This is a genomic window from Streptomyces sp. NPDC048337, from assembly GCF_043201175.1.
Classification (GTDB): Bacteria; Actinomycetota; Actinomycetes; order Streptomycetales; family Streptomycetaceae; genus Streptomyces.
Map to the genome: position 1 here is coordinate 452,625 of NZ_JBICYR010000001.1, position 17,830 is coordinate 470,454.

Here is a 17,830-nt window from a genome sequence, read left to right on the forward strand (position 1 = left end):
GTGCTAGGATTCCAATCATGTCGGTACAGGAACGCAAGCAGCGCGAACGGGCGGAGCGCGAGCGCCTCATCGTGGCGACGGCCCGAGAACTCGCCGAGCAGCAGGGCTGGGACGCGGTCACCACCCGCCGGCTCGCCGAGCGCATCGAATACAGCCAGCCCGTCCTCTACAGCCACTTCCGCGGCAAGCGCGAGATCATCGGTGCCGTCGCCCTCGAGGGCGCCTCCGAGATGGCGGCGGCGCTGCGGGCCGCGGCCTCCGCCGCGGACGGCCCTCGCGCCCGGGTCACCGCCCTCGCCCGCACCTACCTCGAGTTCGCCGAGCGCAACCCGGCGGTCTACGACGCCCTGTTCCAGCTCGACGGGGGCCTGGCGTACGCGCAGGAGGACACCCCGGAGCCGCTGAAGGACGCCTTCGCCGCCCTGCTGGAGACTCTCGGCGAGGTCGCCGGCGACGGCGTCCATCCGGGGCTGTTCACCGAGGTGTTCTGGGCGGCCCTGCACGGGCTGGCGACCTTGACCCGGGCGGGACGGCAGCTGCCTGGGGACGCCGAGCGGAGGGTGGAGCTGCTGGTGGACCGGCTCGCCGTGCTCTGACACCCCGTCCCGGCGGAGGGGACCGGCCAGGGCTGCCCCCCCCCGAAACGGTGCGGACAAGGGTGAAGTGAGCCATGACCGCCCCGACGTCGTCCAGCCCACCCCGGGCCATGGTCCGCGGTCCCGGGCGGGACGGTTCTTTCGCCCGACTGGAGCCGTTGGTCAGCCGATCCGGGGGAGGGCAGGCCGAACCCTTCCGAGAGTGGCCGGCCGCGTGGCCCGGACCGTCAGCCGCCGGCGGTCGCGCAGACGGCGAAGAACTCAACCTCGATCTGGTTGCCCGAGGTGTGCAACGGCGAGATGCCAAGATGTCCCATCCGCAGAGGGGGCGGACTCGCGCACATCCAGCTCAGATCGGTCTCCGCTGGTCACCGTCGCTCCTTCGCCGAGAAGCTTCTTCCTCGCAGGGCAGTCAGTGTCGCGTGAGGGCACGAAGAAGCCGCCCTCTACGAGCCCACCGCTGACCACTTCGCAGCCGGGGATGCCGTTCCCGGCTGGGGAGCCGGGAGGCGGTCGAGGAACACGGCACGGACATGGACGTGGCCGCGCTGTGGGCGGTGGTGGAGGAAGTCGCCCGCGCGCCGACCGTGCTGACATTGGCCCTTGCCGGGGCGGTGCGCGAACTTCACGAGGGCGGCACGGCGGGTTTGCCGGGTCGCCGAGGCGGCGGGAGTGCGGCCGGACGTACAAGCCGTTGCGGTAGCGCCCACGGAGGTTTGCTACCCGAGGAACCCGGGGTTCCCCGCGGCTACCGGGGGGTGGGGTGTTCCTTGCAGTCGGGACAGTACATGTCCGAACCCCCGTCCGCTCGGCGCAGGCGTTTCACCTCCCAGTCCAGCCGGATCCGCCGGGTCCTTCCGCAGGAGCGGCAGTAGGCGGACCAGGGCCGGGTGAAACCCCGAAAGCGCTCGATGGGCGAGTATCCGAGATCGCGGGCCAACTGCGTCGCGCCCTGCTCCCGGAGCTCATCGGGGAAGGCCACGTGGGCGGCGGCGTTCGGCCCGTTGATCTCCCGGGCCCGGTCTTCCTGGAAGCGGGCATCCGCTCGGTGCCATGCCCGTACGAGGGGGCCGTGACGCTCCGGGGAGATATCGCATCCCACCAGGAACGCCCGCATTTGGTCCAGTGAGGGGCGGGTCCTTCTGGCACCGATGCGCTGTGCGGTGGAGTGGGGTAGCCGGCCGAACTGCTTGACGGTCGCCTCCGCTCGTCGCTCCATCGTCCGGTACGGCGGGTGGCCCTTTTGGGCGCGTAAGTCAGCCAGGAACACACCCAGGTCGGCGTAGTTGTAGATCTGTTCCACCCCGGGAACGTCCTGGGGGCCGCGCCGGCCGAGGTGCTCGGTGCGGGCAGCCTGCCAGAGGCCGTAGACCTTGTTCTGATCCAGGCCACAGCCCCGCGCGAATTCCTTGACCACCTCCCAGGACGGCCGCGGCCCGCTGCAGCGTGGTGGGGTGGTACTTGGTGGCCGTCGCCAGTTCCCGGTAGCCCTGGCCGCGGAGCGCCAGGCCGTTGCGCAGGTGTTGGGCAAGCCGTCCGGTCGCGCTGTTCGGCTTCGGGATGGGATTCGCGGATCGTCCCACGACCTGCTCCTCCCCTCACACCTGTCCGGCGAGGCGGGCGAGCGCCGCAACGGCCTCGCGCTCCGCCTCCCGGGCTGAGCGGACTGCGCCGGCAGCGGTCATGGCGGCGACCGTCACGACGGAGGCGCCCGCGGTGCCGGTGAGCAGGATGAGGGTCTGGTCGACGGGCAGGCCGAACGCGGCGAGCGTCACCGACGACGCGAAGAACACCGTGGTGACGACTAGAGAACTGGTTTCGCGCGGACCGATTCGGCTGGTCAGGGTGTGATGCATCGTCATTTCCTCCCTAAAGACGCCCTCCTCGCGGGCGGATTGCTGCGAGGAGGAGACCCCCGGGCGACGGGCGCACCGGGGGCCGGGCTTCAGCCTGAAGCGATGCCTTCGGGACGTTTGGCGCCGTCCGAGGCAGGTGGTGCGAACCGTATGGTGCCAGCAGCGTGGGCCGATCGGGGGGAGACTGATGCGTCCAGCCCCAGTACGGAAATCGCTGCGGGACGTCATGCTCAGGCGACCATCTGGACGCGGGACAGTGCGCATCAATACGCCATGCTGCATCGATGCACCCGACCAGGGCAGATGTGAGGCCGCCCCCTGGGATCCCGGCATGGAGCGGCTGCAGCCGTTCCGTAGACCCAAGGGGAATGCCGCAGGTCCGTCCCACGGTGTCTTGCTGCGGGTTCCGCTCTCTGTCACCATCCAGCCGACCCCTGAAACGGGCTTCAGCCGCCGCACAGGGTTTCCGCGGGATCGTGTTGGCGCGCGGTTCCGCAGATGAAGAGCCGGCCCTCTAGAAGGACCGGCTCTTTGGCGTGGCCTGGCGATACAACGGCTTTGTCCTCGTCGGTGACGCGGGGAGATTCCTCAACGCCGCCTTCTCCAGGGCCCCTGTCGGTCTCACCCTGGCCTACACCCACGAGGCGGCGCCCGCCCACTTTCAAGGTGGCCGGGAGCGGCGGCACGGCCGGCGGGGAGGAGGTCGCCGTCGTCCGTCAGCATCGAGGGCGCCGTCGACCGCATCAAGAAGATCAAGCGGCAGCTCTACGGCCGAGCCAGGTTCGAACGGCCGGGTAGTCGCTGAACTGCTCCCCGCACCCGCGGGGATGCCCCCAACCCGCCGCACCGCCGACGGTGGCCGCGCCCTCTGTTCCCCGCGCATGTGGGGATGGCCTCCGTAGTGGAGCTCCTCCCAGCCCGCGCGGGTACGCACCGAGCGCCCGGCAGCGGCTCGTACGGCCGCCGGCTACGCCCCGGCCTTCGGGCGGTAGGTGCACACGTGCACTCCGGTGCCGGTCGCCACCGTGGAGACCAGGTCGAACGTGCGGAGGTGGCCGTCGGTCGGGTAGATCGTCTTACCGCCGCCGACGAGCACCGGCAGGATCATGAGCCGGAGCTCGTCGACCAGGCCCTCGGCCAGCAGGGTCTGGGCGAGGGACGCGCTGCCCATGACCACCAGGTCGCGGCCTTCGGTCTCGCGCAGCTTCTTGATCTGGTCCAGCGCCTGGTCGCCGGGGATGCGCGTGGTGTTGTTCCACGTCAGCTCGTCCTCGCCGAGGGTGCTGGAGACGACGTACTTGGTGATGCTGTTCATGCCGTCGGCGAACGGGTCGCCGGCCCGGGCCGGCCACGCCGCGGCCATGACCTGCCAGGTGCGACGTCCGAACAGCAGGGCGTCGGCATTGGCCTGCCACTCGGCGAAGGCGCCGCCCATCACCTCCGGGTCGAAGAACGGGTGGGTCCAGCCGCCGTGGGCGAAGCCGCCGTCGGTGTCCTCGTCCTGACCCCCCGGGGCCTGAACGACGCCGTCCAAGCTGATGAACTCACCAATCGCAATGCGCATACGGATGTCTCGCTTCCTGATCCGTTGGGTTCAGATCCTTGCCGCTGGATTCCCTGTCGTTCGCGACAGGGGAGAAGCTATGTTGCGTTCAGAGGTCCAGCAACCTATTGATCGCTTCTCTTCTTTGTCGGTGCAGGTCAGTTGAGGGGAATCATTGCAATGGGCTTGTCGCTGAATGCAAGAGTGGCAGTCGGGTCATTGCAATGAGCAGAGCGTGAACGCCCAGTGGCGGCCCGGTGTGGACTACTTGGCCTTGTCCTCCGCGAGGGTGTGGGCGACCAGGGCGTTGGCGTGGCCGTGCCCCAGGCCGTGCTGAGTCCGTTATGGCGGCCATGCCTTTCCTTCGTTGCTCGGGAAGGTCTTTGGCGTGTGTCTGCTACGTGGTGGTCGCCCGGCGGGGCGGTCCGGTCAGCGGCGCGTCAGCCGGACGGTCACCGCCGTGAGTGCGGCGAGACCGAACGCCGCCCCCGCGGTGAAGGACAGTACGGAGGCCGCGGACCCGGCGAACCCGGCGAGGACGACCGCGGGGGTGAGGCGGCAGGCGATCGCCCAGCCCCGCTGCCGCCGGACGGCGAAGTGGCGGGCCAGGACGAGGAACGCGGCGCACAGGGCGAGGTAGCCGACCATGCCGGCAGCCATGTGGACCGCGCCGTGAACGCTCAGGGTGGGGGTCGCGGAGTCCGGGGTGCCGGCGGGGAAGCCGGCACCCGGATCGGCGACGAACACCCCGCTGACCAGGAACGAGGCGCCGAACACGCCGACCAGCCAGGGCGCCGCGCGGTGGCCGGGGCCCTCGCCCAGCGCGCGCCGCAGGCCGACCGCGCCGGCGATCACGAGGGTGCCCGCGGCGAAGAAGGCGGTCACCTGGATCCAGCCCAGGTCGCCGAGGCTGAGCTGGCTGATGGCGTTGCGGGTGAAGTCGAATCCCTCACGCGTGAGGCCCTGGATGAGGCCCACGCCCAGGAACAGCGGGCCCGCCGCGGCGCCACAGGCCAGCAGCATCCGCCCCGTCGGTCGGGCCGCGGCCGCGGCCGTCGTGGGTGTGGCAGGGGCGGAGGTGCTGATCGTGTGGGTCATGGCATGCCTTCCTCGCTGGAATTTCGTTGCTTGCCTGTATGACCGTGAGGGATGGACGAACTCATCGGGCCGGGTGAAGTGATCCGGGTCACATGTGTGTGCTCGTTCTTCGTCTGCGCTGTCCCGGTCAGGCGAACAGTTCGGCGAGCAGTTCGGGGCCGATGGCGATGGGGGCGGGGCGGTACGCCGTCGGCTGGGTGCCCGTCAGTTCGCGGACCAGGAAGTCCCAGCCGCGCGTGCGGACGTACGCCAGGTGGTCGATGAACGTGTGCTCGGCGCCGGGGACGATGAGCAGCTCGAAGTCCTTGCCGGCGGCGATGAAGCGGTCGGCAAGGCGGAGGGTCTGGTCCGGGTGGACCTGGTCGTCCATCTCGCCGTGGATCAGGAGCAGTTTGCCCGCCAGACGGTCGGCGAGGTCCACGTTGGAGGTACGGGCCCAGGCCTCGGGGTTGTCCGCGCCGTCGTAGGTCTCCACGAAACCGGCGTTGAAGTGGCGGGCGTCGTGCGAGCCGGAGAGTGCGACCCCGGCCTTGTACGTCTCGGGGAAGTCCAGCATCGCGCGGGCCGCGGCGAAGCCGCCGCCGGAGTGGCCGAAGACGCCCACCCGGTCCAGGTCCATCCACGGACGGGCCGCGGCCAGCTGTCGCAGCGTCGCGACGTGGTCGGCCAGGTTGCCCGCGTCGGCCAGGTTGCCGTAGGAGGCGTCGTGGAAGGCCTTGCTCCGGCCCGGGGTGCCGCGTCCGTCCAGTGCCACCACCACGAAGCCGAGCGCCGCGAGGGGTTCCGCGTCGAGGCCCATGCCGCCGGGGTCGAAGCACGGGGCCACCCGGTTGACCTGCGGGCCGGGGTAGACGTTGTCCACCACCGGGTAGCGGCGGGCGGGGTCGAACCCCCGCGGCCGGTACAGCACTCCGTAGATGTCCGTCACCCCGTCGGCCGCCTTGACGCGGAAGCGTTCCGGCGGCGTCCAGCCGGTGGCGGTGAGCTTGCCGATGTCCGCGCGCTCCAGCTCGACCAGGACGCGTCCGGTCCAGTCGCGGACCGTCGTCACCGGCGCGGTGTCGACGGTGGACGCGGAGTCGATGAAGTACCCCGCGTGGTCCGGCATGGTGACGGTGTGGTCCAGTTCGTCGTCCGTGAGCTGGGCGAAGCCGGAGCCGTCCAGGCCGATCCGGCAGACCGTGCGCCGGTACGGATCCTCGTCGACCAGCCCGGAGGCGGTGAAGTACACCACCCGCTCGGCCTCGTCGACGCGCAGGATCTGCCGTACCGCCCACTGCCCGGAGGTGACCTGTCCCAGCAGTGCGCCGGTGCTCAGGTCGTACCGGTACAAGTGGCCCCAGCCGTCCCGCTGCGAGTACCACAGCACCTCGTCGGCGAGCACCCGTACGATCGGCGGCTCGTACGCGTACTGGTTGGGCTCCACGCGGGTGGGTCCGGTCTCGCTGAGCACCGTGGTGACCTCGCCGGTGACCGGGTCCAGCCGGTACAGGGTGAGCGTGCGCAGGTCGCGGGGGCGGCCGAGGTAGTACACCGCCGAGCCGTCCGGAGCCCACCAGGCCCACTGGGCCGTGATCGGCGACAGCGTCGGCATGAGCAGCGGCTCGGCCTGCGCGCGGACCACCGTGCCCGCGGCGACGTCCAGTACGACCAGTTCGGCCAGCGGTACGTGCTCGTCCCCAGGGTAGGCGAACCGTTGGGTGTGCAGCACCGGGGCCGAGCCGTCGGCGGGCCTGGCCTCCAGCAGGTGGGTCTGCCGGACCTCGCGCTCATCGGTGCGGTGCGCCAGTACCTTCGTCGAGTCGGGTGACCAGGCCACCGCGGGCGGCAGGTACGGCAGGCCGATCTTGCGCAGCAGGGTGCCGTTGGCCGTGCAGTCCGGGCCGGTGCCGTACTGGTGGTCGGGCGCGCCGTCGGTGGTCAGTGGCCACTCGCGGCCGTCGGAGAGCGAGCGCGCCCACAGGTCGTGTCCCCGCCGGGACACCGCGGTCTTCTTGTCGGGTGACAGGACTTCGAGGGGGTTGCCCGGCGGCGTGAACTCGGCCCGCTCGCACGTGTAGTCGTCCAGGTGGCAGCGCCAGAACTCGCCGCCGAACGCGTCGAACTCGACCGTGTTCCCGGCCGGTGCTATCGCCGTTGTCGGCAAGAACTCGGGGTCGACCTGCTGCCCGGAGGCGGCGGCCAGTGCGGCGGCGAGGCGGGCGTGGTCGAAGGCCGGCTCGCGGGTGCCCGCCGCCGGGTCGACCAGCACGAACCGCCTGCCGAGGCCATTGCTCACCGCGTACCAGAAGCGGGCGCCGCCGTCGATCCACTGGGGCCGGACCTTGTCGCCGATGACGAGCTCGCCGGGGCGAGCGGGGCGACGCAGGAGTTGCTCTGCGGCCTGGTAATCCTGAGTGGTGCTCATACTTTTTGTCCGTCCTGGGTGTTGCCGGTTCTGGGCATGGTGGTGCCACGGTGGTGAAGGCGTGGCAGGGGTGATGAGGGGGGTGGGAGGGCTCAGGCCTCGTCGGACGGCTCGGCCTGCTCGTCGCTGAAGACTTCCTGGACGAGCCGCTGCGTCGCCTTCTGGAACGCCTCGGCCAGGGACATCGCGGCGTCGTCGACGTAGTTCACGGAGGCGGTCAGGGTCTTGGCGCCGTCGGGCGTGCTGTACATGAGCGCCGCGTGGCCGGCGATGCCGCCGTTGTGGGTGATGACGGTGCCGCCGCCGGCCGTCTCCTGCACCATCACGCCCAGGCCGTAGCCGATCTTGGGGTGCGGTGTGAGCATCTCGGTCAGCAGCGGGGGCGGCAGGAGCTGGCCGCCGAGGAGTGCGGAGATGAAGGTGTGGAGGTCCTGGGTGGTCGAGATCATGTCACCGCCGCTGGAGATCCAGGAGGGGTTCTGGCGGGTGACGTCGACCGTCTTCTCCTCGCCGGCGTCCTCGAAGCGGTAGTAGGCGTGGGCGTGCGGCTCGGGCAGTTCCTGCGCGGTTTCCGGCACCACCGTGTCCGACAGACCGAGCGGGCCCAGGATCCGGCACTGCATCACCTCGGCCAACGGGCGGCCGGTGACCTGCTGGATCAGCAGCTTGAGCAGCACGTAGTTGGTGTTGGCGTAGCTCCAGTCCGTCCCCGGCTCGAACCGCGCGGGCTTGGACACGGCCAGCCGTACGAGCTCCTCCGGCCGGTAGGTCTTGAAGCGGTTGTCCACCCACTCCTGGCCCTGCCAGGGGATCCCCGGGGCGACCGTTCCGTCCTCGTGGTACTCGCCGGTGAAGTTGAAGACCCCGCTGGTGTGCTGCAGCAGCATCCGTACCGTGATGCGGCGGTCCAGGTCGAACTCGGGCAGGTGGTCGGCCGCCGGGTCGTCCAGCCCGATCCTGCCTTCGGCCACCAGCTGCAGCACCAGGGTCGCGATGAAGGTCTTGGTGCTGCTGCCGATCCGGAACCGCCCGTCGGTCGGCGGCTTGGTGCTCTCGCCCAGCTTGCTCACTCCGGCGCTGCCGAGCCACTCGCCCCGCTCATCGTGCACGCGCAACTGCATCCCGACGAAGCCTGAATCGACGATTTCCTGGATGACCTTCTGCAGCTCGGGGCGCTCCTGCCCGGCGGCGTCGACGGCTTCGGTGGGCTTGTGGGTCGTGTTCGTCACGAGGGGGCTCCTTTGGAGACTGCGGGTCAGTTGCTGCGGACGGTGATGTCGCCGTAGGCGGTGGTCGCCTGGATGTTCAGGGCGGCAGCGGCGCCGTCGGCGTTCTGCAGCGCGTTGTTGATCCGGCCGTGGCCGGTGCCGGCGTCGAGGGTGGCGGAGACTCCGCGGGCGGCGCCGACCGAGATCTCGCCCGCCTCGGTGCGCAGGGTGACCGAGCCGCGCACGGCCTCGGCGACGCGGATGTCGCCCTTCTGGGTGCTGATCTCGGCGGGGCCGCCCAGGCGGCCGACCGAGATGTCACCGGCCATGAGGGTGAGGCGGGCGCCTTCGGTCTCCTCGAGCCCGACCGAGCCGGCCGCACCCTCGAAGACGACGTCGCCGAGCCGCCCGGCGCCCCGGAACTCGGCGGCGGCCGTCTTCGCCTCGACGCGGGAGCCGGCGGGCAGTTGGACGGTCACCCCTACGGATCCGGACTGGCCCAGGATCTGGTTCTTCGCCTCCGGGGCCGCGACGCGCAGGACGCCGTCGACGTAGGCGACCTCGATCTGCTGCGCCGCCTTCACGTCACGGCTCTTCGAGGCGTCCGCGGGCAGGACCTCGACCGTGGTGTCGGACCGGTCCGCAGCGATGAACCGGATGAGGCCCGCGGGGATGTCCAGGACGGCGGCGATCGGGGCGGGGGTGTCGAACTTCTGCATGATGCTCTCCTGTGATTCATTGTTTCCGATGAGGGAAAAGCTACGTTGCGTTCATAGATTCTTCAATGTAGCCGTTGCGTAAAATCAGCATACTTGCAGATCAGTGGCGGGAATTCGTTGCAATGATCTTGGAGGTTAACGCAATGGCGGGGCCTGAGTGTTGCAATGATATGAAGGTGAAGGCTAAGTGGGGGCACCCAGGGGAACGAAGGGGAGCGCTACGCGGGGCGGCAGGCTCACCGATCACCCGTGACGTGATGCGCAACGACGGCGCCACCGTCCACCTGGCCGTGCGCGGCGGTGACCGTACGTCAGGCCCCGGCATCCGACGCGAACTGGCCCTGTGGCCGGCCGGCTTCCTCCGCGGCGGCTGACCCATCGTGTTCGGGGGCGCCGGCCGGCGGCACCCATTCGGCGAGCCGCACCACGACACCATTGGGGTCGGTCAGCAGGAACTGCCGCTCACCCCAGGGCTCCTGGCGTATCGGGCCGACGACAACGGAACCCCGACCGCGCAGCCGTTCGTACTCGGCCGTGAGATCCGTGACGGTCAGGGTCACTGCCAGATCGGCCAGCCCCTGGCCCCGCCAGGCCCGCGGCGGCAGCTCGGGGTCGCGCTCGCACAGGGCGATCTCGGCGGTGCTGTCGTCCCGGCGGAGGCAGATGTACCCCTCCGTCGACTCGACCTCACGAAAGCCCAGGTAGGCGGTGAAGAACCGGCTGGAAGCGGCTATGTCCTCCACCGTCAGCGACACCTTGGTGGTCACGATGTTCATGCACTGAGCATCCGGTGTGGACAAGTTGATGATCAACGGTCGATCATGCAACGCCGGTTAAGCCAGGGGTTAACGAACAAGTGGGGGCGTGGGGGGCACGTGGAGCTGCGCGACATCGAGATATTCCTGACGTTGTCGGAGGAGCTGCACTTCGGACGGACGGCCGAGCGGCTGCACGTGTCGGCTGCGCGGGTCAGTCAGGCGATCAAGAAGCAGGAACGTTCGATCGGCGCGGAGCTCTTCGAGCGGAGCAGTCGCCAGGTGCGGCTCACGCCGGTTGGTGAACAGTTGTGCGGTGATCTGAAGCCGGTGTTCCAGAGCCTGAAGGCGAGCCTGGAGCGGGCGCGGCTCGCCGCCCAGGGCAAGACGGACGTGCTGCGCGTCGGCCTGATGGTCACCAACGGCCACGAACTGCGGCCCTTCTGGGACGCCTTCCGCTCGCAGCATCCGCAGTGGGGGCTGCGGCTGAGCCACAACGGTTACATCGACCCGTTCGCCCCGCTGCGCAACGGCGAGATCGACCTGCTTCTGTCATGGCTCCCGGTGGAAGAGCCCGATCTGACCGTGGGGCCCGTGCTCTTCGTGGAGCCCAGGGTCGCACTGATGGCCGCCGACCACCGGCTGGCCTCCCGCTCGTCGGTGACCTTGGAAGCGTTCGCGGACCACGGTGTCGCGGGACCGTCGGGGTTCCAGCCCGACTACTTCGAGGACGCATTCCTGCCGTACTCCGCGCCCAGCGGCCGTGCCATCGAACGGAAGTGCCTGGTCACGACGCTGGACCAACTGTACACGTACGCTGCCGACGGGGAAGTCCTCCACATGCTGGGCAATCAGGTCACCCGCTTCTACGTCCGCCCCGACGTCACGTACGTCCCCGTTCGCAACACACCCCTCCTGCGCTGGGGACTGGTCTGGCGGTCGGACAACGACAGCCCGATGGTCCGGTCCTTCGTACGCGTCGCCCGCGAGCTCGGCACGATGTCCTTGTGAGGGGCCTGCCGACGGACGTGCCTAACCGCGGCCCCGCAGGCCCTGCGCCTGCCACGTGTGCGCCGGGAGGTACTCCGCCAGGCTGCCGATCACGAACAGGCGGCCCTCGCGCGGCTCACCGCGACGTTGAGGAGGTTCGGGCGGGAGGCGGCCCAGGCGCGGGCGCCCGGGCGGCCCGGGTCGGTGCCCAGGATCAGGATGACGACGTCCGCCTCTTTGTCCTGGGTCGTGTGCACCGTACCGACCCGCTCGGCCGGCATCAGATCCCGCCACGCCCGCTTCGCGCCCTTACGACCTGCCGGAACGGGCTGATCACGAACACCTCCCGGGCCAGGTCCACCCCGCCCTCCTCCCGCACCCGCTCCCGCACCCGCTCCCGCACCCGCTCCCGCACCCGCTCCCGTACGCGCCGTTGCGCCCGCCCCGCCGCCGGGATCCAGTGCCCGTCCGCCTCCGCGCCGACGACGTTGACCCAACTGCTCGTCGGCCGGTAGACGTACGGATCACGCTCCGCCACGCCCTGGACCATCAGGCCGTAGTAGGCGATGGCGTTGCTGATGGAGAACATCGGGTCGTCACACCGTCGGTGCACGCGCAGCGGCGAGCCGACCCACACCACTGGCGTGACGAACTACCTGCCGACTTCAACTGGGCTGAGACCCAGGCCGATCTGGAGATCGAGCAGAACCAGGCGCACGTGCGGCAGATGCGCGAGAACCTGAAGCGCCTTCCGGTCCGCGCCGGGGCCACGCGTGAGCAGCTCGACGCCCGCGTGAACGGGGTGCTCGCGGCGCTCAACCGCGACCGCCTCCCCGTGGAGGATCCCGAGATCATGGCGGATCTGAAGGCGGCCATGGCCTTCGACGGACCTTCCGCGCGATCCCGCGCGGCGTGGATGCACGCGGCGCTGTGCCGTGTGGAGCAGTTGGCGCTGCGACAGGAGACGAACGGCGTGGAACGGTACGCGGCACTCATGGCACTTCAGGACGCGGAACTCCTCCACTTCCGGGAACTCGTACTCGAGTCGATCAACGCCATGTACGCATCCGCATCAGAGGCGCGGCTGCGGAGCCTTGCGATCCGATCCCTTCCTGACGCCCGGATGGCGGGCCGGCTTCTCGTGGAGTGGAACAGCATCCGGCAGGTGGTCGCCCCCGGCTCCCGCCCGGCGCAACTCGCGCTCGACGGCCTGCGCAGCCTCTGGGACGTCTGCTCACACGCGGGCGGGGGAGGCGAAGGCCGCGCGGCGTTCGTGGCACGCACCGGGAACAGTGCGTCCAACCGAATCGGGTGAGTGTTAACCCCCTTGTTCGAGACCTCTCGTGTAAACCTTCCCCTTGGTCTCCTCACTTCCCATTAATCTGGCATTTCAGAACATCCCTCCGCTTGGTGTGAGGCGGCGCACGGAGACACCACTATGTGCGCACCCGCAGTGCGCACATGACATCACAAGGCGCCGCCCCGTACGTTCCTCATCAACGGAACGTCCTCCGGGCACAGTTCAAGGGGAGCAGCATGGAGAGCAGCAAGGCGCCCTACGACGGCGACGACCCTCACATCACACGCAGTCAGATCGCGCGGCTGGCCGATGTCACACGGCCGACCGTCACGGCCTGGGAACGCCGTTCGACGGACTTCCCCTCGCCCAGGAAGGCGGGAGGAACGGGGTACTTCCTCCGGTCGGACATCCTGAATTGGCTCGACGACCGTCCGGTTCCGCTTCACCTGAGGCGACCGGGGGAGGGTGCGGAGGCCACGTACGGCGCCCGGGCCCGCGGTCGCGTGGCCGATGCGGAGGAGACGGCGAAGGCGAAGACGAAGACGAAGGAGCGGCAGTCCCGTTCCGCGGCTGTCCCCACCGCAGGCCTTCAGCCGGTCCGGTCCGCAGCCCCCGATCCGTCGGAGTGGCGCAACCGGCAGGTCGTGCGGGAGCTCATGGGGCCCCTCGCCGATCAGGTGCGCGGTTCGGGCTCGATGGTGAGCTTCGTCCAGCTGCTCGCCGCGCTCCACTTCCTGCAGGTCACCCGCCGCGACCGGTGGGAGGAGCTGCGGGGCAAGGCGCTGACGGTCGCCCGGGCCGGGGCAGCAAGAGCAGCCGGCGGCGATCTGCTCGACCACATCGGCCGTACGGTGGACGACGAGGTGCAGCGCCTGGGCATGCTGCGCAGCTTCACCGAGGCGCTGTCGCACCTGATGCCCCGGCGCGCGGCCGATCTGGCGCGGGTCGTGGAGCTGGTGGGCACGCTGGACGGCAACGCCTTCCAGCTGATCATCGACGAGTACGAGACGCACGCCCGGCTGCGCAGCCGTGAGTTCTTCACCCCCCAAGGCGTCGTGCGGCTCATGGGCGCACTCGCCCGCACCTCGCTCGGACGTGTCGCCCAGGTCGTCTACGACCCGTACGTCCGCGGCGGCGAGTTCCTCGCGGAGTCGGTCGCCGTCTCCGAACTGCTCCGGCACCATCCCCTCGCCGGGAAACCGGTCGCCGTCTTCGGAGAGACGACGGTCCGGGACGCGTCGCTCCTGGCGGGTCTCAACCTGGCGCTGTGCGGCGTACGGTCCGGGGTGCGCCTGAAGCGCGAGGCGCCGTGGGCCGGCGCGCGGGCCGGCGGCGGGTGGGCCGACCTGGTGCTCACCAACCCCCCGTTCAACATGAAGGACTCGGCGGGGGAGGCCTGCCGCTCGGGGACATGGGCGTACGGCGCGCCACCGCTGGACAACGACAACCTCGCCTACGCGCAGCACGCGCTCGCTTCGCTCCGCGAGGGCGGGCGGGCAGCCATCGTGATGCCCAACAAGGCCGGCAACTCGGGCAGCGCAGTGGAGACGGCGATCCGCCGCGCGATGGTGGAGGCGGGCGTCGTGGAGTGCGTCATCGCGCTGCCGGCCAAGCTGTTCAGCGGCACGGCGGTGCCGGTGTCCGTGTGGCTGCTGCGTCATCCCGGGGATCCGTGCGCCGGCGTGCTCTTCCTCGACGCACGCCACCTCGGAGCCAAGAAGGGGCCGCGACGGGTTCTGGGAGAGGAAGACCTCCATCTCGTCCTGGACACGTACCTGGAGGGGGTCGGCCGCCAGGACCCCTTCCGGTACGACGGTCCGGACGGGCTGCCGCGCGTGCCGTGGGCGCTGGTGGACCATCAGAAGTTCCTGGACCAGGGCTGTTCGCTCAATCCCCTTACGTACATCACCTCGAAGGAGCCGCGGGACGACCGGGAGGCTGGTCGTGCCGAGGCGGAGGCATCGCAGGCCTGGGCGGACGTCGAGTTCCTGAGGGAACACAGCGAGAGTGTGGGCGCGCACGCGGCCTCCTTGCGCAGCGCGCTCACGCCGGAGGCCCTGAACGAGGTCAAGTGGGCCGCCACGACGCTCGGCAAGCTCTGCGAGATCAAGGCCGGCCCTTCGTTCACGCGGGTGGGCAGCAAGGACCGTGGGCCCCATGGCCAGGTGCCGGTGGTGTTCCCGCGGCATCTGAAGGTGGGGCGCGTCACCGATACCGGAGAGGAGCGCGTCTCCGCGGAGTTGGCGGCCCGCTGCAAGGACTACCGGCTCCAGGGGGGAGACATCCTGTGCGTCCGCTCCGGCAAGGTCGGGCGGCCGGCTCTCGTGTCGGCGGCGCAGGAGGGGTGGCTGATGAGCCCGAACGTGATCCGGCTGCGCGTGAAACCGAACCTCGAGGTGGATCCGGGCTACCTGCTCGCGTGGCTCAGCCGCCCGGAGGCGATCGCCTGGGTCGAGGACCGCTCGGCCGCCACCGCGGCGTCGTCGATCAGTACCGCGTCCCTCGGCGGCATGGACGTACGGCTGCCTCCGTTGCCGGAGCAGCGCCGGATCGCCGAGCTGCTCGACAGCCTGGAGGAACAAGCCCGCGCCCACCAGGAGCTGGCGGCGGCCCTTACCCGGTCTCGCGTCCTGCTCACGGAGCAACTGATGACCCCCGCACCGCGGTCCGCCGACACCGGTGCAACGTGACCACCCGCGACCTGTCCCCCCGCCCGCCTGCTTTGCCCTGCCCTGCGTTACCCCTGCTTGCCCGATCGAAAGGGAACACCGCCGTGACCGCCTCCGACGACCTCACTGACCTCCATGCCGCTCCCGCTCTGCCCGTGTGGGCGCTCTGGCTGCTGATCATCACCTTGTTCTCCCTGTCCGTCGGCCTGTCCGCCGGCCTCGTGGAAAGCCTTGCGGGCGCGGGCCTCCCGGAGGTGATCCGCTCCGGCGGAACCGGCTTCGCGACCGCGGCGGGGCTGTGCCTGGCCGCCGTACCTGCCGTACTGCAACTCCGGAAGCGCCGCTAGCTGCGCACGTGTCCGTCCGGGGACGGGAACTTCGGCTTCCCGTGCCCGGACGACTGCTTCGAGTGAGCGCGGTCCGGGCAATCGGCCTGGTAGGAGAGGGGAGGGCGCCTTGCGCCCGATACGGGGATTTGCCGGACTTTACGAAAGTGCTCTGCAGCGGGGCTTGGTGCCCGTAGAGTCCCAGGCCATCAAGCCTGCTCCCCGCATGTGCGCGGGGGATGACCCCGTGATCCTCGGCGGGCCTGTGATCGTCCAGCTCTGCTCCCCGCCTCCGCGGGGTCCGAGACAGCCTGCGGCCGAAACCTCCCTCCGGGGCGGCACAGCGGAAAGGACGCGGTGGCAAGCCCCGCGCTGACCGCTGGAACATGAAGACCTCGCCCGCGGACTAGCGCAGTGAGACTTCGCCCATCCGGACTACGTTCAGGGCGCGCTCGACGGTCTGTTGGTTTTCGCCGACCGGGGCCACGTAGTCGAGGACGTCGTGCGCGGCGTCCTCGCCGAGGGTCCGGGTGATCACCCAGGTGGCGAGGTACTGGGAGGACAGGCAGCCGCCCGCGGTGGCGATGTTCCCCTCGGAGTGGAACGGCAGGTCCAGCACGGTGATGTCGCAGGCTTCGACGAAGGGCCGGCTCTTCTGGTCCGTGCAAGCGACGCCGTTCAGCAGCCCGAGCCGGGCGAGCACCAGTGCGCCGGAGCACTGCGAGCCGATCAGCTGTCGCGAAGGGTCGAGCGGGAGCCTGGAGAGCAGCCGTTCGTCGGCGACCGCCTCTCGCGTCTTGATCCCGCTGCCGATCAGTACGACGTCTGCCTCCGTCACGAACTCCATCGGGCGCTGCCCGGCCACCTCGACGCCGTTCATCGAGGTGACCTGCGGCGTCGGCGTCGTGATGAAGGCTTCCAGGCCGTCCTTGCGGCACCGGTTGATCAGGGCGGACGCGATGAAACTGTCGAGCTCGTTGAACCCATCGAAGGTGACGACGGCTACTTGCGGCATGGTTCCTCCACGTATCAACAGATTCTCGATTCTCTTTCGCACGCTTTTCGGCGGACCAGGGCCAATGTGCGGCAAGTGGCCTGCCGGCCTGCAAAGCCAGTCCGGTATGCGCCTCGGGCTGGAAGCACGTCCGCTCACACGGAGGAATCGGTCGTGAGGTCGGCCATTCCTGCGCTGCGTGAGGGCATGGGCCAGGACATGCGGTGGACCATGCGTGCGCCGGTGCGTTCGTTGAGTATCCACAGGTGGTCGCCGTCGGCCTTCAGGACACCGGTGGCGAGGTCGATGGGCTTCGGCCGTGACCAGGGCGGGCTGGGGACCGGTGACGTCGAGGGAAGCGGCAGTGATGCAGGGCCGTTCCGGTACGCCGGCGTAGCTGCCGCAGCCCATGCCGGTGCCGGTGTACGCGTAGCTTCCGACGCGGGGGAGCACGTAGCTGTTGCTGTCGGTCTGCCAGATGCGGTCGGTGTCGAAACGTCGAAGCCACTGCCTGTGCCGGCGACGTAGAGGAGGCTGCCGGACCAGACGACCGCGTTGGCGTGCCCCCGATGAGCGGGGTGTATCCAGTGCCGTCCGCCGCGACGCCGACGAGCTGGGCATGGCGGTAGCGAACGCGAACGCGATCGGAATCGGAATCGGAATCGGTGACGTCGGCGAAGGTGAGGCGCTCGGTTCCTCCCGGGCCGTACCAGCTCGTGACGACGGTCTTACGGGTGTCGACCGTGCCGGCTCGGCGATCCGCGGTGAGCAACCGTCCTGGAGAGGAAACAAAAGGCTCAAACGGGCCTTCTTCCTGTCGGCGTTCGCAGCCCTGGCCGACCCGGCCTCCAGGGCCTACTGCGACAAGAAGATCAACCAAGGCAAACACCGTGCCCAAGCCCTGCTCTGCCTCGTGAGACGACGGGCCGACGTGCTCTTCGCGATGCTCCGCGACGGCACCTTCTACGAACCGAGACCCGCTACGTCAGCCTGACCGCCCAGGGCCTGCCTCGCCCGAGCCCACACCTGCTCGAACTCCTCAACGGAGAGCTCATCGGCATCCAGTTCGTCCTCCCAGCCGTCAAAGACTCTGCCGTCCGCCAGAACTCCGTACTGCTGCTCGTACCGGCTCATTGCCGCCCGATCGCAGTGATCACGCAGATGCAGGACCTCCTTCAGAGACGCGGCCGTCACCGGCCGCGAATCCACCCCCCGAATCTCAACCTGACGGACCGCCCAGCCCTCACCATCCGCCTCGAAGTACTGCCACAGATCTTCATCCTCGTAATAGGCACGGAACCAGATCGTCATGGCACCATCCTCGCCCCACCGCCCTGACCAAACCCCCGGGACGTTCAGCGGCCGGCCG

Annotated in this window: 17 protein-coding genes and 2 pseudogenes; 6 read left to right on the forward strand and 13 right to left on the reverse strand. The window is 69.7% G+C overall.

Annotated elements, in window-relative coordinates:
* Window positions 1-17 precede the first annotated feature (17 nt).
* Window positions 18-596 carry a TetR/AcrR family transcriptional regulator gene (locus ACGFYU_RS02235; RefSeq protein ID WP_393825317.1) on the forward strand — a complete coding sequence of 193 codons (579 nt, stop codon included), beginning with the start codon at window positions 18-20 and terminating at the stop codon, window positions 594-596.
* Between the two features lie 748 nt (window positions 597-1,344).
* Here the strand turns inward: ACGFYU_RS02235 and ACGFYU_RS02240 are convergent.
* The 9 genes and pseudogenes from ACGFYU_RS02240 to ACGFYU_RS02280 all read right to left on the reverse strand — a co-directional run bounded on the left by ACGFYU_RS02240 (window position 1,345) and on the right by ACGFYU_RS02280 (window position 10,203).
* Complete coding sequence (locus ACGFYU_RS02240; protein WP_393825318.1) at window positions 1,345-2,013, reverse strand: hypothetical protein; 669 nt, start codon at window positions 2,011-2,013, stop codon at window positions 1,345-1,347.
* 181 nt (window positions 2,014-2,194) lie between these two features.
* Entirely contained in the window at window positions 2,195-2,452 is a 258-nt protein-coding gene (locus tag ACGFYU_RS02245) for a hypothetical protein (protein ID WP_393825319.1), read from the reverse strand.
* 967 nt (window positions 2,453-3,419) lie between these two features.
* The gene (locus tag ACGFYU_RS02250) at window positions 3,420-4,016 is read right to left on the reverse strand and encodes a dihydrofolate reductase family protein (RefSeq protein WP_393825320.1); all 597 of its coding nucleotides are present in this window, start codon (window positions 4,014-4,016) and stop codon (window positions 3,420-3,422) included.
* A gap of 243 nt (window positions 4,017-4,259) precedes the next feature.
* A pseudogene (locus ACGFYU_RS02255) lies at window positions 4,260-4,337 on the reverse strand (DUF4287 domain-containing protein); the annotation flags it as partial.
* Window positions 4,338-4,424: 87 nt separating this feature from the next.
* Window positions 4,425-5,093 carry a DUF998 domain-containing protein gene (locus tag ACGFYU_RS02260; protein WP_393825321.1) on the reverse strand — a complete coding sequence of 223 codons (669 nt, stop codon included), beginning with the start codon at window positions 5,091-5,093 and terminating at the stop codon, window positions 4,425-4,427.
* A gap of 127 nt (window positions 5,094-5,220) precedes the next feature.
* Window positions 5,221-7,500, reverse strand: a complete 2,280-nt coding sequence (locus ACGFYU_RS02265) for a DPP IV N-terminal domain-containing protein (protein WP_393825322.1) — start codon at window positions 7,498-7,500, stop codon at window positions 5,221-5,223.
* Window positions 7,501-7,592: 92 nt separating this feature from the next.
* Entirely contained in the window at window positions 7,593-8,729 is a 1,137-nt protein-coding gene (locus ACGFYU_RS02270) for a serine hydrolase domain-containing protein (protein WP_393825323.1), read from the reverse strand.
* A gap of 26 nt (window positions 8,730-8,755) precedes the next feature.
* Window positions 8,756-9,427, reverse strand: a complete 672-nt coding sequence (locus ACGFYU_RS02275) for a DUF4097 family beta strand repeat-containing protein (RefSeq protein ID WP_393825324.1) — start codon at window positions 9,425-9,427, stop codon at window positions 8,756-8,758.
* A gap of 311 nt (window positions 9,428-9,738) precedes the next feature.
* A complete protein-coding gene (locus ACGFYU_RS02280; protein WP_393825325.1) occupies window positions 9,739-10,203 on the reverse strand; it encodes a VOC family protein in 465 nt (154 codons plus the stop codon).
* 99 nt (window positions 10,204-10,302) lie between these two features.
* Here ACGFYU_RS02280 and ACGFYU_RS02285 point away from each other — a divergent pair, with 99 nt between their 5' ends.
* The gene (locus ACGFYU_RS02285; protein ID WP_393825326.1) at window positions 10,303-11,193 is read left to right on the forward strand and encodes a LysR family transcriptional regulator; all 891 of its coding nucleotides are present in this window, start codon (window positions 10,303-10,305) and stop codon (window positions 11,191-11,193) included.
* 89 nt (window positions 11,194-11,282) lie between these two features.
* Here the strand turns inward: ACGFYU_RS02285 and ACGFYU_RS02290 are convergent, their stop codons facing one another.
* Both ACGFYU_RS02290 and ACGFYU_RS02295 read right to left on the reverse strand, forming a co-directional pair.
* Entirely contained in the window at window positions 11,283-11,453 is a 171-nt protein-coding gene (locus ACGFYU_RS02290) for a hypothetical protein (protein ID WP_393825327.1), read from the reverse strand.
* Window positions 11,453-11,761 carry a hypothetical protein gene (locus ACGFYU_RS02295; protein ID WP_393825328.1) on the reverse strand — a complete coding sequence of 103 codons (309 nt, stop codon included), beginning with the start codon at window positions 11,759-11,761 and terminating at the stop codon, window positions 11,453-11,455. Before ACGFYU_RS02295 ends, ACGFYU_RS02290 begins: the two co-directional genes overlap by 1 nt.
* A gap of 18 nt (window positions 11,762-11,779) precedes the next feature.
* On the opposite strand from ACGFYU_RS02295, the gene ACGFYU_RS02300 reads away from it, so the two are divergent.
* From ACGFYU_RS02300 to ACGFYU_RS02310, 3 genes are all read left to right on the forward strand, one after another.
* A complete protein-coding gene (locus ACGFYU_RS02300) occupies window positions 11,780-12,487 on the forward strand; it encodes a hypothetical protein (RefSeq protein ID WP_393825329.1) in 708 nt (235 codons plus the stop codon).
* 221 nt (window positions 12,488-12,708) lie between these two features.
* A complete protein-coding gene (locus ACGFYU_RS02305) occupies window positions 12,709-15,162 on the forward strand; it encodes an N-6 DNA methylase (protein ID WP_393825330.1) in 2,454 nt (817 codons plus the stop codon).
* Between the two features lie 83 nt (window positions 15,163-15,245).
* The gene (locus ACGFYU_RS02310) at window positions 15,246-15,488 is read left to right on the forward strand and encodes a hypothetical protein (protein ID WP_393825331.1); all 243 of its coding nucleotides are present in this window, start codon (window positions 15,246-15,248) and stop codon (window positions 15,486-15,488) included.
* Between the two features lie 385 nt (window positions 15,489-15,873).
* Here ACGFYU_RS02310 and ACGFYU_RS02315 read toward each other — a convergent pair whose 3' ends face one another.
* Entirely contained in the window at window positions 15,874-16,482 is a 609-nt protein-coding gene (locus ACGFYU_RS02315; protein ID WP_393825332.1) for a DJ-1/PfpI family protein, read from the reverse strand.
* Between the two features lie 721 nt (window positions 16,483-17,203).
* On the opposite strand from ACGFYU_RS02315, the pseudogene ACGFYU_RS02320 reads away from it, so the two are divergent.
* Window positions 17,204-17,455 (forward strand): annotated as a pseudogene (locus ACGFYU_RS02320) (IS110 family transposase); the annotation flags it as partial.
* Here the strand turns inward: ACGFYU_RS02320 and ACGFYU_RS02325 are convergent.
* Window positions 17,425-17,772 (reverse strand): hypothetical protein, encoded by a 348-nt coding sequence (locus ACGFYU_RS02325; protein ID WP_393825333.1) that lies wholly within the window; start codon window positions 17,770-17,772, stop codon window positions 17,425-17,427. The pseudogene ACGFYU_RS02320 and the gene ACGFYU_RS02325 overlap by 31 nt on opposite strands.
* Window positions 17,773-17,830: the final 58 nt, after the last annotated feature.